Raw genomic sequence first — 16668 nt, forward strand, 5'->3', positions numbered from 1 at the left:
ACATGATGTTGAGACAGTTAGTGTGGTTGCTTCGTTCCTCGCAATGACGAGCAAGCTTGGAATTTGGAATTTTTTAATTGAAATTTAATTTTTGTATTATGGAAAAAGAAGAATTACAAGCAATCGCGGCTCAGTTAAAACATCCAACAGGAGAAAAAGGGATAGAAATGGCCAACATGATGCATGAAACTAACATCAACATGACGCGTCATTCTGTTCAAAATCTAAATATAAAAGACGGGAATTCTATTTTAGAATTAGGTCATGGAAATGCAGGACATGTCGAATTTATATTCGAACAAGCCGAAAACCTTAAATACTACGGACTCGAAATGTCTGAATTGATGTTTCAGGAAGCGCGCCAGATCAACAGAAATTTTGTTTCTCAAAAACAAGCTTTCTTTTCGCTTTATGACGGAGATGCAGTTCCGTTTCAAGATGCCTTTTTCGACAAAATATTTACGGTAAATACTATTTATTTCTGGCAGGAACCAGAAAAATTACTTTCAGAAATCTACAGGATTTTAAAACCCAATGGAGTTTTCTGCATCACTTTTGCAGAAGAAAGTTTTATGAAACAATTGCCTTTTACAAAATTCGAATTTGAACTTTACAGCACCGAAAAAGTAGAGCAATTAGTTCAAAAAACAGCTTTTAAAATCTTATACAAAGAGACTTTAACCGAAAAGGTAAAAACCAGAACCGGAGAATTAGTTGATCGCGATTTTACTACGATTGTTTTGGAAAAATAGTTTTTGAACTCTTTTTTTGAGTAATTTAATTGATTTTTATTTCAGGTTTCTATTTCGGCAAATCATAATACTTTTTATAATATGGAGGTTAAAAAAATCAATTTTCTCAAAAGTTATAGTAGCATTTTATTACTTCTAGTCGGTATTATTCTTGGAAGTATTTTAGGGTTATTTTATGGTAAAGATGTCTTGGTCATAAAACCACTCGGAGATATTTTCCTAAACTTACTTTTTACAGCCATTATCCCACTCATATTTTTTACAATTGCTTCTTCTATTGCCAATTTAGAACGAACAGAAAAATTAGGAAAATTGTTTATTATTATGATCGCTGTTTTTCTTGCGACCATCCTTATTTCTGCAATTGTCATGATTTTTGCAGTTTATCTTTTTCCTATTCATCAAAATATCATCATTTCTAAAGTTCCGATAGAAAATATTCAATCAGGAAGTATCGGAGATCAGATAGCGCAATTGCTGACCGTAAACGATTTCTTCGAATTATTGTCCCGAAAAAGTATGTTGGCGTTGATTATATTTTCTTTTTTGATTGGATTTGCCAGTTTGCAGTCGGGCGAAAAAGGAAGCGCTTTCAGAAGTTTTTTGGATTCAGGAAATGAAGTTATGAAACAGCTTTTGAACATGATTATGAAATTGGCACCAATAGGTTTGGGTGCTTATTTTGCGTATCAGGTTGGGGTTTTTGGACCGCAGTTATTTGGTGTTTATGCGAAACCGTTAGGCGTTTATTACGGTGCCTGCACTTTTTACTTCTTTGTGTTTTTTAGTTTGTACGCTTTGGTTGCCGGAGGAAAAAGAGCTTTTAAGGTATTTTGGAGCAACAACATTACGCCGGCTTTAACGGCAGTTGGGACCTGCAGCAGTATTGCCACCATTCCTGCAAATTTGGAAGCGGCCGAAAAAATGAACATACCAAAACATGTTCGGAATCTGGTTATTCCGCTTGGGGCTCCTTTGCATAAAGACGGATCGAGTATGTCTTCTATTTTAAAAATAACGGTTCTTTTTGCCATGTTTGGAAAAGATTTTACAGAACCTTCAACGATACTTCTGGCTTTAGGAATTACCGTAATCGTATCGATTGTTGAAGGAGGAATTCCGAATGGAGGTTATATTGGAGAAGTTTTAGCGATAACCGTATACGGATTACCAATGGAGCAAGCTTTGCCAGTTGCTATGATTTTAGGAACATTAGTTGATCCAATTGCGACTTTATTAAATGTAAACGGCGATTTGATTTGTTCGATGATGATTTCGCGGTTTTCTGAAAAGACCAAATGGTAAAATAAAACTACAATTATTTCAAATTACAAGTAATGAATACAGTACTAAAAAACGATTTAAATAATCTGTCAACTATCCTTGACCGAACAAAACAACAGGGAATAGATTTTTTGAGCAATCTTGAAAATGTTCCAACTTCTACTAAAAATTCAATTGATCCAACGAGAGAACTAAACGAATTAGGTTTGGGTTCATTGGCTGCATTAGAAGAATTTAATGAAAGATTAGCTCCTTTATTGGTCAGTTCACCAGGACCGAGATATTGGGGATTTGTGACTGGCGGATCAACGCCGGCTTCAATTGTGGGTGATTGGCTGGCTACAGTTTATGACCAAAATACACAGGCTATAAAAGCACAAGGGGGAGTTTCTGCTTTAATAGAATTTGAAACGATTAATTTATTGTTGCAATTAGTAGAATTACCAGATACTTTTTTAGGCGGCTTTGTGACGGGAGCGACCATGTCAAACTTCACTTGTTTGGGAGTAGCGAGACAATGGTTTGGAAAGCAATTTGGAAAAGATTTTGCAAAAAACGGAATTTCAGAAACAATCAATATTCTGACTGCAACTCCACATTCCTCATCAATAAAATCTTTGGCAATGTTGGGAATTGGAAGTAATAATTATACGACGCTTAAAACAATTGTAGGAAACCGTGAAGCTATTGATATTGCCGATTTAGAGAAAAACATTGAAAGTTTAAACGGAAAACCTTTTATCTTGATTTCAAGTGCAGGAACTGTCAATACAGCTGATTTTGATGATTTTAAGGCAATTTCAAAGTTGAAAAAAAAATACAATTTCTGGTGGCATATTGATGCTGCTTTTGGTGGATTTGCTGCAGTTTCAGATAAATATAAACATTTTGTTGAAGGTTGGGAAGGAGCGGACAGTATTACAATAGATTGTCATAAATGGCTTAATGTACCTTATGAAAGTGCTTTTTATTTGATCAAGAAAGAACATACAAGTTTACAAATAGAAACTTTTCAGAATTCAAATGCACCTTATTTAGGGAATCCGTTAGAGAATTTTAATTATCTGAATGTATTACCGGAAAATTCAAGACGTTTAAGAGCGTTGCCTGTTTGGTTTTCTTTATTGGCGTATGGTAAAGAAGGTTTTTGTGATATTGTAGAAAATAGTGCTTCGATGGCGTTTCAATTTGCCAATGAACTTATTGAAGATGGTAATTTCGAATTGCTGGCTCCAATTCGGTTAAACAATGTTTGCTTTACTTTGAAAGGCAGCCACAATCAGGAAAAAGTAAGTGAGTTTTTAACGCTCCTAAATGATAAAGGAAAAGTATTCATGACACCAACAGTTTATCAAAATCGTAAAGGAATCAGAGCTTCATTTGTGAATTGGCGTACAACAGAAGAGGATATTAGAATTGTAATTGAAGAAATGAAAGAAACTATTTTGGATTTACAGATCTAAAATGAAAAGAGCCTGTTGAACAGACAGGCTCTTTACTAACATCAAAAAAAACAAAAAAACAAGGATTTAAAAACAAAAAAATATTCTGATTTAATATTTATAATTAAGGGCAATTAAAAAATTGGCTTGCTTTATAAATTAAAATCGAAATTATGAGAACAATTATATTCGTCATCGTGAGTATATTTTGTAATTCATGAGGCAAATATAATATTATTTATATTAAGTCTAAATAAAAACAATAACAATTTACGAAAAAAAAATATAACAGTTTGAAAACGAAGGAATAATGAATTTACAATTCATAAAAAATCTATATTATTTTTTGACATGATAAACTTTCCAATTATAATGGGTATTACAAGTGGTGCAGCATTCCTTTTGGAATTCTTATTGATTGCTCATCCTCGTAAAGTAAATGTGGTTGCAAATAGATTTTTAGGATTATTTATTATCACAGTAGGTTTTGCAATGCTCGAAATACCACTATTTTATAAAAATTTTCATTTAAGTCATCCAAATCTTTTTGAAATGATCGGCTTGTCTCGATTTCTTACTGCACCTTTTCTTTATATCAGTATTTTGTATTTTACTTCGATTTGTAAAAAATTTGAGCCTAAAAATTTATGGCATTTTTTACCTTTTATATTATTTTTCATCTTCAGAATTCCATTTTTTGTTATTGGAAAAAATTTTGAATTTGATGAGGAAGAACGAAAAATAGTTTTTTTTATTTTGAGGACAGCTTTGCCGTTGCAGGTATTAATTTATTGGGTTTTATCTTTTGTAACACTTCAAAAACATTTAAAAAGCATAAAACAATTTTCATCCTCTATTGAAAAAAATGATTTACAGTGGTTAAAATATTTTCTGTTGATTTTATTGATTATTATAGTAACCTGGTTAAATCTTGTTTTTTTTGACTTAAAATATCTAATTGATTTGACACCATTTTTGTATTTGACAAGTATTTTTTTCTTGGCTTATTTTTCATTGCAACAACGAGAAATTTTTGACTTTAGCGAAAGCGAACTAAATGAATTGTCATCAATAAGAATATATAAGAAGAACGGTCCGAAAAGAGTATCTGATATTCGGCTGAATGAAATCGATACAAAGATTAGATTACTTATTGATCATGAAAAAGTATATCTTGAAAATGATTTAAGTCTGCCTAAATTGGCTAAAAAAATATCGGCGAGCTGTAACGAAACGTCATTTGCAATCAATGAATTATACCAGGATAATTTCTATAATTTCATAAACAAATACCGCATTGAAGAGGCGAAAACCTTATTATTATCTGATAGATATAGCCAATTAAATATATTAGGAATAGCTTATGAATCTGGCTTTAATTCTAAAACCACCTTTAATACTACATTTAAAAAATATGTTGGCTTGTCTCCAACGGAATTTGTAAAATCTAATATTTCTTTGATTAAAAAAGAAGCTTAAAATCGGTTCGAAAGTGTACATCGGAACATTTGGTTTTTAATTAATATTCAAATTTGCAGGATATTAACTCAAAAATAAAAACCATGTTAGAACAATCTTTAGAAATTTCAAATTCAATTTTTAAAAAAATTGGTGCTTCTTTAATTCTCGGCCTTGAGTTTTCAGCTTTATTATTGTTGCTTGGCAACGGAGGAAATGTGCCCCGGCTGCCTCCTGTTTTAGTTTTTTCGGTCGTTGGGATTTCGTTATTAACTTCAGTCTTGTTTCCATTTATCTGGTATTATTTGGAACAAAAACAAAAGATAGATTCGGATAAAGTTTATGGAATAATATATAGCGGAATCCGGTATTGTATCGCTTTTAATATCGCTAGTTTTGGCTGGAAAAAATTTTATGGACTGCAATTTATTGTTCCTATAGAAATCTCAAATATGCCTATGAATCAGCAGACAGGAGAATGGCTGACTTGGTTTTACTTTGGATATTCTCATACTTTCGGAATTATAATAGCAGTAACTCAAATTATTGGTGGCTATTTGTTACTGTTTAGAAGAACATTGTTAATTGGATCAATACTATTGTTCTCATTGTTGTTTAATCTGACTTTAATCAATATTTTTTATCACATGAATGCCGGTGCTTTGTTGCAGTCAATATTGTTAACGGTTGGCGTTTTATATTTGATTACCTTGGATTCAGAAAGATTGATTGCCTTTTTCCTTAAAACAAAATCAAATATACAATCATTACAAAGCAGTGGATTTTTGTTGAAAAATATTTTACGCCTTTCAGCTATATTACTTTCTTTATTGTTTACTATCTATCTGAAGAATTTAATGAAATAAGAAAGCTCGTTTAAATTTTATTTAAACGAGCTTTTAATATAAACCTGAAACCTGAAACCTTACTTAGTAATTTCTCTAAAAACGGCTTCTAAGTTTTTATTTTTCTGATTCAATTGTAGTGTTTTTAAACCATTTTCGTTGGCAAAATCAAAAATAGCAGGACGCATATCTTTATCAGCTACAAAGGTTAGTTCCCAAGTCATATCGTGGGTATTTTTGTATGAAGTGATATTCTCCAGTTTTGCTAAAAGCTGTTCTTCAACCTGATAATCGAATTCAACTTCGATAACTTGTTCCTTATCTTCAGACACTAAATGATCTAATTTTTTATCGGCAACGATTTGTCCTTTGTCAATAATAATGACACGATCACAAATGGCTTCTACTTCCTGCATGATATGTGTTGACAGAAAAACCGTTTTATCTTTTCCAACATTTTTAATCACATTTCGAATTTCCATTAACTGGTTAGGATCCAGACCTGTAGTTGGTTCATCCAAAATTAAAACGTCAGGATTGTGCAATAAGGCGTTGGCAAGTCCCACACGCTGACGATATCCTTTAGACAATTGTCCTATTTTTTTATGACTTTCAGCTGACAGTCCTGTCAGTTGAATTACTTCTTCAATTCTTGACTTTGGCACTTTGTAAACATCGGCATTAAAAGCCAAATACTCACGAACATACAAATCTAAATACAACGGATTATGCTCCGGCAGGTAGCCTATAGATTGCTGCACTGCTTTTGCATTTGTCATGACATCGTGGCTATTTACAAGGGCTGAGCCGCTATCTGCCAATAAATAAGTAGTCAAAATTTTCATTAAAGTAGATTTTCCTGCTCCATTTGGACCAAGAAATCCAACGATTTCTCCCTTCTCAATTTTAAAGGAAATTTCGTTTAAAGCTTTTTGCTCTCCGTAACTTTTTGATATACTGTTTACTTCTATCGACATGACTTTTTATTTGTTACAAAAGTAAACAGAAATAGTCTTGATTGCTAAAATTTATCTTTTAAAGTATTGCTAAAAAAAATAAAAATCCCAGTATTGACGGCATTGTTATTGTTAAAGGATTGCTAAATAAAATAAAACCCAAATTATGAAAAAAATTTTAGTGATGGCTGCATTGGCTATCTGCAGTTTTGCAAACGCTCAAAAAGGAACAATTTTAGTAGGTGGTAATATCGGATATACTTCTGATAAAACTGAATATCAGTTTAGCGAAGAAAAAACAAATACTTTTAGCTTTTCTCCTAGAGTAGGTTACCAATTTAATGATAACTGGACTGTTGGGGGTGAATTTACAGTAGCTTCATCTAATGATGAGAATACTGTTAGAGAAATAAAAGCTAATGCTTTCAAAATTGGAGCATTTGTTCGTTACTCAGTGCCATTGAGCCAAACATTTTCTGTTTTTGCAGATATGGGTGCAGGTTTTCAAAATGCAAAAAGAAAAGTTTATGGTTCTGATGATAGTTACTCAAAAACTAAAGCAGATGGTATGTACGTAGGTATTACTCCAGCACTTTTCATTAATATGAAAAAAGGTTTTGGTTTAAACTTTAGCATTGGTGGTTTAGGTTACGAAACGATGGACGTTGAGAACAACGGTGGAGATAATAGCAGTTTCTACTTCAACTTTGGTCAAACATTTAACATCGGAATTTCTAAAAATTTTTAATCTTAGATTTATATTCAATTTTGAAAAAGCATCCGCCGCGGCGGATGCTTTTTGTTTTCTGGCTGAAATCTTATGAAAATTAAATATTCTTATTTAGCCCCGATAGAAGTGATATCCTTTTGTGGCGGGGTTCGCCACAAAAGATATAGCGGATAGCGGGACAGGAAGTGTTTTGAAAACGAAAATTTCTGCTTCTAAAAAAAATAATGCCAACAGAATTGAAATCGAAATTAAATCATAACTACAAGAATTTTCGATTCCACTTGTTGACACTAAAAAACAAAAATATAATAAGATAAAATTAGGCTGTCACTCCGTTTTCAACGGCAGCTCGCATTTCCTGGGCAGCGGCAACCATTTCGATCAAAGCTTTTTTGGTTTCATCCCAATGACGTGTTTTTAAACCGCAATCCGGATTTACCCATAATTGATCTACCGGAATAACAGCTGAAGCTTTTTCTAATAAACGAACCATTTCGGCACTTGAAGGCACACGTGGCGAATGAATATCGTAAACTCCAGGTCCAATTTCGTTTGGATATTTAAAGTTGGCAAAAGCATCTAAAAGTTCCATTTGCGAACGTGAACATTCAATTGTTATTACATCAGCATCCATATCGGCGATATTTTGAATGATATCGTTGAATTCACTGTAACACATATGGGTATGAATCTGCGTGTCGTCCTGAACACCAGATGCAGAAATTCTGAATGCTTTTACAGCCCAGTCTAAATAATTTGCCCATTCTTCTTTTCTTAAAGGCAAACCTTCACGGATAGCAGGTTCATCAATCTGAATAATTTTGATTCCCGCTTTTTCAAGATCTACGACTTCATCACGAATCGCCAAAGCAATTTGCGTACAAGTTTCAGAACGTGGCTGATCGTTACGAACAAACGACCATTGTAAAATAGTTACCGGGCCGGTCAACATTCCTTTTACCCATTTTGGAGTTAAGGATTGTGCATATTTCGACCATTTTACCGTCATAGGGTTTGGTCTTGAAACGTCGCCATAGATAACAGGAGGTTTCACGCAACGGCTTCCGTAACTTTGAACCCAGCCATTTTTGGTGAACGTAAATCCAGCCAATTGCTCGCCAAAATATTCCACCATATCATTACGCTCGAACTCTCCGTGAACCAAAACATCGATTCCGGTTTCTTCCTGAAAACGAATCGTAGCTTCGGTTTCTTGTTCGATCAAATCGTTGTATTGTTCTGTGGTTAATTCTCCTTTTTTGAATTTCGCTCTCCAGCTTCTCACTTCAGCTGTTTGCGGAAAAGAGCCAATTGTTGTCGTTGGGAACAGCGGTAAATCTAAAGCTTCAATCTGGCTTTTTCTTCTTGTTGCAAAAGTGCTTTTACGTTGGTCATCAGAAGCTGTAATTCCGGCAACACGCGCTTTTACTTCATTATTGTGAATTAATTTTGAAGTTTTACGATTGTCATTTGCGATTACGTTTCTTTCAAAATCAACAGAGTTTTTAACATCGATTTCACCGGAAGCTAATTGTTTTAATATGACAATTTCGTTGATTTTTTGTTTGGCAAAAGCCAGCCATTGTTTGATTTCCGGAGTTAAAGTTGCATCGTTAGTTTCTAAATCCAAATCGCACGGACTGTGAATTAAAGAACAAGACGGTGCCACTAAAATTCTGTTTTCACCCAAAGCATCAATTGCTTTTTGGATCAATTCTAATGATTTTTTGAAATCATTTTTCCAGATATTTCTTCCGTCAACAACCCCCAAAGACAGCTTTACATTTGAAGCTAATTTTCCGGATTCTAAAATATCATCTAATTGAGAAGGACAACGTACCAAATCTAAATGGAAAGTATCAACTGGCAAAGTCAATGCAGTTGCCAAATTTTCTCCAAAACAATCAAAATAATTCGCTAAAATGATTTTAATTTTTGGAAAACGAATGTTGATTTCATTGTACACTTCCGTGAAAGTATTACGTTCTTTGTCCGTTAAATTCAAAGCTAAAAACGGCTCGTCTAATTGAATGTACTCTACATTTTCGGCTTGTAATTTTTCGAAAATCTCCAAGTAAACAGGGAGTAATTTGTCAATAAGGTCGATTCGGTGAAAACCTTCTTCTTTTTCTTTTCCTAATAACAAATAAGAAATTGGTCCAATTAAAACTGGTTTTGTAGCAATTTTTAAGGTATTTGCTTCTTTGAATTCATTGATTATTTTTTCAGAAAACAATTCGAATTTTTGGTCCTTCGTGAATTCGGGAACAATGTAGTGATAGTTGGTGTCAAACCATTTTGTCATTTCCATTGCTACAACATCCTGACCGTCTTTTTGCGCTCCTCTTGCCATTGCAAAATACAAATCGATAGCCGAATTTGTTTTGGCAAATTCCTGATAACGTTGTGGAATTGCTCCCACAGTCAAAGTCAAATCCAGAACCTGGTCATAAAAAGAAAAATCATTAGACGGAATCAAATCAACTCCCGCTTCTAATTGCAAATGCCAGTTTCTACGGCGAATGTCTTTTCCGGTTTCGATTAATTCATCTGCAGAAATTTTTCCTGCCCAATACAATTCAGAGGCTTTTTTTAATTCTCTGTTGCTGCCGATTCTTGGGTAACCTAAATTATTTGTTTTCATTTTTAATTCAGTATTTTTTACTGAACAAATTTATTGTATTAGATTTTATAACTTATATTTGATCATTATTTAAGTAAATAATCTTTAAAAAATGAATTTTTAAAGATTATAATACTGTAAAACTCTTTTTAAAGAACCTTTAGCCGTAAAAATTACTATGGAAAACCTGGATAAAACCGACTTATTGATTCTGAAACACCTTCAGGAAAACTCAAATATTAACACAAAAGACCTTGCCAGTAAATTATTTCTTACTGTTACGCCAGTTTATGAGCGTATCAAAAGATTAGAACGCGATGGATATATTACCAAATATGTTGCCTTGCTTGACAAGAATAAAATGAATCGCGGCATGACGGTTTTTTGTAATGTGCGTTTAAAAGAGCACGCAAAAAATGTGGGAAGTAATTTTGTAAAAGATATTGTAGCGCTTCCTGAAATTATTGAATGTTATAACATTGCAGGCGACTATGATTTTATGCTGAAAATTTTAGTCAAGGATATGGCTAGTTATCAGGATTTTGTAATGAATAAATTATCAACGATTGAAAACATCGGAAATACAAATAGCATTTTTGTCATGGGAGAAATAAAACACAGCACAGCATTGGAGTTTTAATGCTTAAAAAATCATAAAATAAAATGTATTTTTGACGTTTTAGATCCTCAATCTAAAATATAAAATCACAAATCTAAAATAAGAAATGAACTGGGAACAACTTTTATCACTAAAACGCCAAGGCGATACTAGCAAAAGATTACGTGTAGAACAAGATGATACACGATTAGGTTTTGAGGTAGATTATGACCGAATTATATTTTCGGCTGCGTTTCGCTCTTTGCAGGATAAAACCCAGGTTATTCCACTTTCTAAAACTGATTTCGTACACACGAGATTAACACATAGTTTAGAAGTTTCGGTTGTTGGGCGTTCTTTAGGACGTTTGGTTGGAAAAAAAATTCTTGAGAAATATCCTTATTTGAAAGAAATTCACGGGTATCATATGAATGATTTTGGAGCCATTGTTGCCGCAGCATCTTTGGCGCACGATATTGGGAATCCACCTTTTGGACATTCAGGTGAAAAAGCAATTGGAGAATATTTTTCAATAGGAAAAGGATTGAAGTACAAAGATAAACTGACTGCAAAACAATGGCAGGATTTAATAGATTTTGAAGGAAACGCCAACGGATTTTCGGTATTAACGGCAAGTCGTCCTGGAATAGAGGGCGGACTTAGAATTTCATACGCAACTTTGGGAGCTTTTATGAAATATCCAAAAGAAAGTTTGCCTAAAAAACCAACAAATAATATTGCAGACAAAAAATACGGTTTCTTTCAGACTGATAAATCATTCTTTGAAGAAGTAGCCAATGATATGGGAATGATAGCCAATAAAGAGGATGGTGATATTGGCTTTGAAAGACATCCTTTAGCTTATTTAGTTGAAGCTGCAGATGATATTTGCTACACTATTATCGATTTTGAAGATGGAATAAATTTAGGATTGGTTTCTGAAGATTATGCTTTGGAATATCTTATAAAATTGGTCAAAGACAATATCGGAGTTGCTAAATATAAATTATTAGAGACCAAAGAAGACCGAATCAGTTATTTACGTGCTTTGGCAATTGGGGCTTTAATTAATGATGCCGTTGATGTTTTTATTGAAAATGAAGAAGCAATTCTGCGTGGAGAATTTCCATTTGCTTTAACCGATAAAAGCAAGTATAAAGCTCAGATGAATGATATTATCAATTTAAGTGTTGAGAAAATCTATCAAAGCCGTGAAGTAATTGAGAAAGAAATTGTGGGTTATCAAATTATTCAAACCTTACTGGATAAATTTATAACAGCATTCAACAACAAATATGATGGAACTGCTTCAAACTACGACAAATTGATTTTGAAAATGTTGCCGGAAAAGCATCATTTAGACAAAGGTAATTTATATGAGCGTTTGCTTCATATTTGTCATTATGTTTCGCTTTTAACTGACGGAAATGCGTTAGAATTGTTTGAAACAATCAACGGAAGAAAAAATAATTAATTAGAATCTTCAGTTTAACTAATAAAAAATCACCCCATAAAATGATCATTTTACGGGGTGATTTTATTTTCTTACTATTAAAGTAGATTTTTATTATTGGAAAGCATATACTAAACCAACGCCTAAAACCTGTCTTAACTGTGCTCGAGGGCCATCGTTAACCTGAGATGTTGCTCCGGTAGTTGGATCAACAACATCTTTTTTAGTTTTGATATCATCGTCATAAACTAAATGTATACCAATATTTGCTTTTACATAAGCATTAACAACAAGATCTAAACGTGTGTCATAATCGACATCAACGTTTCCGAATTTGTTTAAATAATCGGTATAAAGGCTTAATCTGTTTTCGTAAAATATATTTTTAAAAACCTCACTTTTCATATATGCAGTAAACAAAATACCAAATTCGGCTTTTACTTTTTGTCCTTCTTCAACTAATATCTGAGCTGTAGGATCAAGAGGGTCTGGTGCGTAAACTGCTTTTCTCACACCAAAAGATCCCTGATTAGCTAAATAATCATCTAATACCAAAGTTGTCTTTAAAGTGATTGGTGAGAAATAAAACGTTCTGTTTTTCGCCTTATTTGAATTTTCAGCTCCGGCTCCTAAAAAGATATAGGCTGGTGCAAAAGGTTTCGAGATCTCAATGTCTTTATTTGGATAATTGTAACCGTTTGAAAACTGCGTATTGAAATTAAATTTCGCTGAATAGTACCAATTTGATATGGTGTCCTTTCTAAATCCATAGGTCGAATTTAACTGAAATGCGTCATCTGTTTTTCTTAACTCGGTACCATCCTGTTTATTTAAACCATATTTTACAATAAGTTCGTTAACCCATTTATGATTTCCTTTTACATAAGTTCTTCCAAATTCACCCTTAAATAAACCTGAAATAGAACTTGTTCCCCCGGCACTCCAGTTCACAAAAGCAATTTCTGAAATGTCAAAACCTACTTGATTTTTTTTGGTCCAGTTAGAAGGCAATTTTGGTAATTGATTTGGATCTAAAGTGGTTTGAATAATTTGAGCGAAGTTATTTGAAGTACACAAAAGCAACAGCAACAAAAGGGTAGAACGCAATAATTTCATTAGGTTGGTTTTAATATTTCGGTTGTGCAAAATAATTATTTTGAATCGTTAGAAAAAAGATTTACCAAACTTTTAACGTCAATTTTACACAATTGTTGCAATTGATTTACAGTTCCATGCTCAATAAATATGTCAGGAATACCCAAAATTTGAATATTATTTTTGTATTTATTTGCGGCAGCAAACTCTAAAACAGCACTTCCAAATCCTCCATTTATTGTAGCTTCTTCGATAGTAATTATACTGTTGAAGTCGGAAAAAACAGAGTGTAATATATTGTTGTCTAATGGTTTAATAAAAGGGAAGTCATAGTGGGCAATCTCGTCAGAATTTGAACATTCATCCAGTGCTTCAATAACATTATTACCTATACTTCCTGTTGACAAAACCGCAATTTTTGTGCCGTTTTTTAGGCAGCTCGCCTCCCCAATTTTAATTTTCTCATAATGTCCGAAATTTTCTACTTCCCAGTTTGGCAAAACACCTCTTCCGCGAGGATATCGAATTGCAATAGGATGATTTAATCCCAATTGAGCAGTATATAGAATATTTTGAAGTGCAATTTCGTTGATTGGTGCGTAGATAATCATGTTCGGAATTGCTCGCAAATAAGCAATATCAAAAACGCCATGATGGGTTGCGCCGTCTTCGCCAACCAAACCTGCTCTGTCTAAACAAAAAATAACGGGTAGATTTTGTAAAGCGACATCGTGGATAACCTGATCGTAGGCGCGCTGTAAAAATGTCGAATAAATATTGCAATATACGATCATGCCTTGTGTCGCCATTCCGGCAGCAAGCGTTACGGCGTGTTGTTCTGCAATTCCAACATCAAAAGCACGTTCTGGAATTTCATCCATCATAAACTTTAGAGAGCTACCAGATGGCATTGCAGGCGTAATTCCAATTATTTTTTCGTTCTTTTTGGCTAAATCCAAAATAGTCAGACCAAAAACATCCTGATATTTTGGAGGTAAATTTTCTTCCGATTTTAAAAGCAGTTCCCCTGTTGTAGCATCAAATTTTCCAGGAGCGTGATATTTTACCTGATTTTCTTCGGCCTGCTGTAAACCTTTTCCTTTGGTAGTGACAATATGAAGGAATTTAGGGCCTTTTATGTTTTTTAATCGGTTTAATTCTTTTATTAAATTGGGAAGATCATGACCATCAATTGGACCTGAATAGTCAAAATTCAGAGACTTGATCATATTATTTTTCTTCGGATTTTTTCCTTCTTTTACGGCGGTAAGATATTTTTTAAGAGCACCAACGCTAGGGTCAATTCCGATAGCATTGTCATTCAGAATAACCAGTAAGTTAGCATCGGTAACTCCAGCATGATTCAAACCTTCAAAAGCCATTCCGCTTGCAATCGAAGCATCGCCAATAACTGCAATATGTTGTTTATTAAAATCGCCTTTTAATTGGGAAGCAATCGCCATTCCGAGTGCAGCAGAAATTGATGTTGAAGAATGTCCAACTCCAAAAGTATCGTAAACACTTTCACTTCTTTTCGGAAAACCCGAAATACCTCCGATTTGTCTGTTAGTATGGAAATTTTCTCTTCTTTCGGTCAAAATTTTATGACCGTAAGCCTGATGGCCCACATCCCAAACCAATAAATCTTCAGGCGTATTAAAAACATAATGCAAGGCGATTGTCAATTCAATTACACCTAAACTGGCGCCCAAATGGCCTTCTTTTACAGAAACAACATCAATAATAAATTGACGTAATTCTTTCGCAACTTCTGGAAGCTGTTCTTCAGAAAGTAAGCGTAAATCTGCAGGATTGAATATGTTGGAGAGTAAATTGCTTTTCATTGTAAGGTAAAAAGCAAATTTACGGTTTTAAATTTAATTTTATTGTGCCATCTATTGTAATACAATTGGTAAAGAATATTGTCGCTTTACTTTTTTACCATTAATTGCTCCAGGCAGCCATTTAGGACATGTGCTTAAAACTCTAATGATTTCTTTTTCTATAAGAATGTCAATTGACGGAACACATTGAAGATAAGATACAGATCCGTTTTTTTCTACTGCAAAAGAAAGATTGATTTTGAGATTTTTGGTGTTTATATTTTCAGGTTTTTTAAATTCCTTTTCAAAAAAATTGTAGAACTGTTCAATTCCACCTGGAAATTCCGCATTGGTTTCAGACAAAACTTCACCATTAGTACTAGCATAAATTGCCACTTTTGCAGCGCTATTTCTCTTATTTTCTGTTTTCTCAGATTTTAGATTATCATTTTCTTTTGGTTTTACAAATTTAACCTGATCAACTTTTGGAGGTGGAGGTGGTGGTACAATAGTATCGTGTAAATTATTAATTTTCGGGTCACCAACAGAAATATGTTCTACCGGAACATCATCTTGAACAACTTCTACTTTATTAATTTTTTGCTTGTTTCCATTTTTATCCTGACAGCTAAACAAGGTTGTTCCCATTGCTATAAACAACGCCAGTAAAAACATTTTGTGATAATACGTTTGATTATGCAAAATGCGACTCGGAATTTGAATATTAATCGTATCCAATTGAGAATTCTTAAATCTTCCGCAGATCTTTTTGTTTTGATTTTGGATGAAAAAATGCTGTACTTCATTAGGTAACATCGATGTGAAGTCAACAACGGTTTTTGAACAACTAATACAATAACGACCATTTTCATTTGGCGTCATTTTATCCCAGTTCTCTGTACAAGGTTCCGGTATTGTTAATTTGTATTTTCTTTCCATGTTTGAATTTCAATATTTAAATGTAATAAAAAATAGATATGAAAATCACTTTCAAAAAGAATGAGGCAATTAATTGTATTAATCGCCTCAAAAAAACGCTTTATTTGAGGCGATTAATTTTTGATAAGAAGTTAAGGAGAGAAAAAATTTAAGGTTTTCATTGATGTTTTTTGATTTGTAACCCAGAAATAATTATTTCAAAAATGTACTTTTGCAACTATGATAAATCCTTTCACCGACGAATATTTTATGAAAAAAGCTTTACAGGAAGCTGAAATAGCCTTTGATAAAGGTGAAATTCCTGTTGGAGCTGTAATCGTAGTAGCCAATAAAGTAATAGCAAGCAGTCATAATTTAACCGAATTACTGAACGATGTTACGGCTCATGCCGAAATGCAATCCATTACAGCTGCAGCAAATTTTCTTGGTGGAAAATATCTAAAAGATTGTACCTTATATGTGACGCTCGAACCCTGCCAAATGTGTGCCGGCGCTTTGTACTGGAGTCAGATTTCGAAAATTGTTTTTGGTGCGCGAGATGAGCAACGCGGTTTTATGGTTATGGGAACAAAACTACATCCCAAAACTACCGTCGCTTCAGGGATTATGGCTAATGAAGCTGCTGATTTAATGAAACGTTTTTTTATAGAAAGGCGAAAGTAAAATTTTT

Annotated in this window: 14 protein-coding genes; 9 read left to right on the forward strand and 5 right to left on the reverse strand. The window is 33.4% G+C overall.

All coding sequences use genetic code 11. The annotated features are described in order from the left end of the window. Positions 1–98 precede the first annotated feature (98 nt). The 5 genes from IRZ99_RS17595 to IRZ99_RS17615 all read left to right on the forward strand — a co-directional run bounded on the left by IRZ99_RS17595 (position 99) and on the right by IRZ99_RS17615 (position 5802). Positions 99–752 (forward strand): class I SAM-dependent methyltransferase, encoded by a 654-nt coding sequence (locus IRZ99_RS17595; protein ID WP_194658497.1) that lies wholly within the window; start codon positions 99–101, stop codon positions 750–752. 81 nt (positions 753–833) lie between these two features. Continuing rightward, complete coding sequence (locus IRZ99_RS17600; RefSeq protein ID WP_194658498.1) at positions 834–2057, forward strand: dicarboxylate/amino acid:cation symporter; 1224 nt, start codon at positions 834–836, stop codon at positions 2055–2057. A 32-nt stretch (positions 2058–2089) separates the two neighbouring features. Next, the gene (locus IRZ99_RS17605; RefSeq protein ID WP_194658499.1) at positions 2090–3499 is read left to right on the forward strand and encodes a pyridoxal-dependent decarboxylase; all 1410 of its coding nucleotides are present in this window, start codon (positions 2090–2092) and stop codon (positions 3497–3499) included. Positions 3500–3850: 351 nt separating this feature from the next. Further along, complete coding sequence (locus tag IRZ99_RS17610; protein ID WP_194658500.1) at positions 3851–4957, forward strand: AraC family transcriptional regulator; 1107 nt, start codon at positions 3851–3853, stop codon at positions 4955–4957. A gap of 83 nt (positions 4958–5040) precedes the next feature. Continuing rightward, positions 5041–5802, forward strand: a complete 762-nt coding sequence (locus IRZ99_RS17615; RefSeq protein ID WP_194658501.1) for a hypothetical protein — start codon at positions 5041–5043, stop codon at positions 5800–5802. Between the two features lie 59 nt (positions 5803–5861). On the opposite strand, the gene gldA is transcribed toward IRZ99_RS17615, so the two are convergent. After that, positions 5862–6758 carry a gliding motility-associated ABC transporter ATP-binding subunit GldA gene (gene gldA, locus IRZ99_RS17620; protein ID WP_072970431.1) on the reverse strand — a complete coding sequence of 299 codons (897 nt, stop codon included), beginning with the start codon at positions 6756–6758 and terminating at the stop codon, positions 5862–5864. 145 nt (positions 6759–6903) lie between these two features. Here gldA and IRZ99_RS17625 point away from each other — a divergent pair, with 145 nt between their 5' ends. Then, positions 6904–7485 carry an outer membrane beta-barrel protein gene (locus tag IRZ99_RS17625; protein ID WP_194658502.1) on the forward strand — a complete coding sequence of 194 codons (582 nt, stop codon included), beginning with the start codon at positions 6904–6906 and terminating at the stop codon, positions 7483–7485. A 301-nt stretch (positions 7486–7786) separates the two neighbouring features. Here IRZ99_RS17625 and metE read toward each other — a convergent pair whose 3' ends face one another. Then, positions 7787–10111: a 5-methyltetrahydropteroyltriglutamate--homocysteine S-methyltransferase gene (metE, locus tag IRZ99_RS17630; RefSeq protein WP_194658503.1), complete on the reverse strand. Its 2325-nt coding sequence runs from the start codon at positions 10109–10111 to the stop codon at positions 7787–7789. 157 nt (positions 10112–10268) lie between these two features. Between metE and IRZ99_RS17635 the strand changes: the two genes are divergently transcribed. Further along, entirely contained in the window at positions 10269–10730 is a 462-nt protein-coding gene (locus tag IRZ99_RS17635) for an Lrp/AsnC family transcriptional regulator (RefSeq protein ID WP_056190279.1), read from the forward strand. A gap of 85 nt (positions 10731–10815) precedes the next feature. Beyond that, the gene (locus tag IRZ99_RS17640) at positions 10816–12162 is read left to right on the forward strand and encodes a deoxyguanosinetriphosphate triphosphohydrolase (RefSeq protein WP_194658504.1); all 1347 of its coding nucleotides are present in this window, start codon (positions 10816–10818) and stop codon (positions 12160–12162) included. Between the two features lie 93 nt (positions 12163–12255). Here IRZ99_RS17640 and IRZ99_RS17645 read toward each other — a convergent pair whose 3' ends face one another. Genes IRZ99_RS17645 through IRZ99_RS17655 form a run of 3 tightly spaced genes read right to left on the reverse strand, consistent with a single transcriptional unit; the run spans position 12256 to position 15998 of the window. Further along, positions 12256–13257, reverse strand: coding sequence for a DUF3078 domain-containing protein (locus IRZ99_RS17645; RefSeq protein WP_194658505.1), 1002 nt, complete (start codon positions 13255–13257; stop codon positions 12256–12258). Between the two features lie 35 nt (positions 13258–13292). Further along, complete coding sequence (locus tag IRZ99_RS17650) at positions 13293–15080, reverse strand: 1-deoxy-D-xylulose-5-phosphate synthase (RefSeq protein ID WP_194658506.1); 1788 nt, start codon at positions 15078–15080, stop codon at positions 13293–13295. 51 nt (positions 15081–15131) lie between these two features. After that, entirely contained in the window at positions 15132–15998 is an 867-nt protein-coding gene (locus IRZ99_RS17655; protein WP_194658507.1) for a hypothetical protein, read from the reverse strand. 219 nt (positions 15999–16217) lie between these two features. On the opposite strand from IRZ99_RS17655, the gene IRZ99_RS17660 reads away from it, so the two are divergent. Continuing rightward, the gene (locus IRZ99_RS17660) at positions 16218–16661 is read left to right on the forward strand and encodes a nucleoside deaminase (RefSeq protein WP_194658508.1); all 444 of its coding nucleotides are present in this window, start codon (positions 16218–16220) and stop codon (positions 16659–16661) included. The last annotated feature ends 7 nt before the right edge of the window (positions 16662–16668 follow it).

Origin of the sequence: Flavobacterium sp. LC2016-12 (genome assembly GCF_015351595.1) — a bacterium.
In the GTDB taxonomy this organism is placed as follows: Bacteria; Bacteroidota; Bacteroidia; order Flavobacteriales; family Flavobacteriaceae; genus Flavobacterium.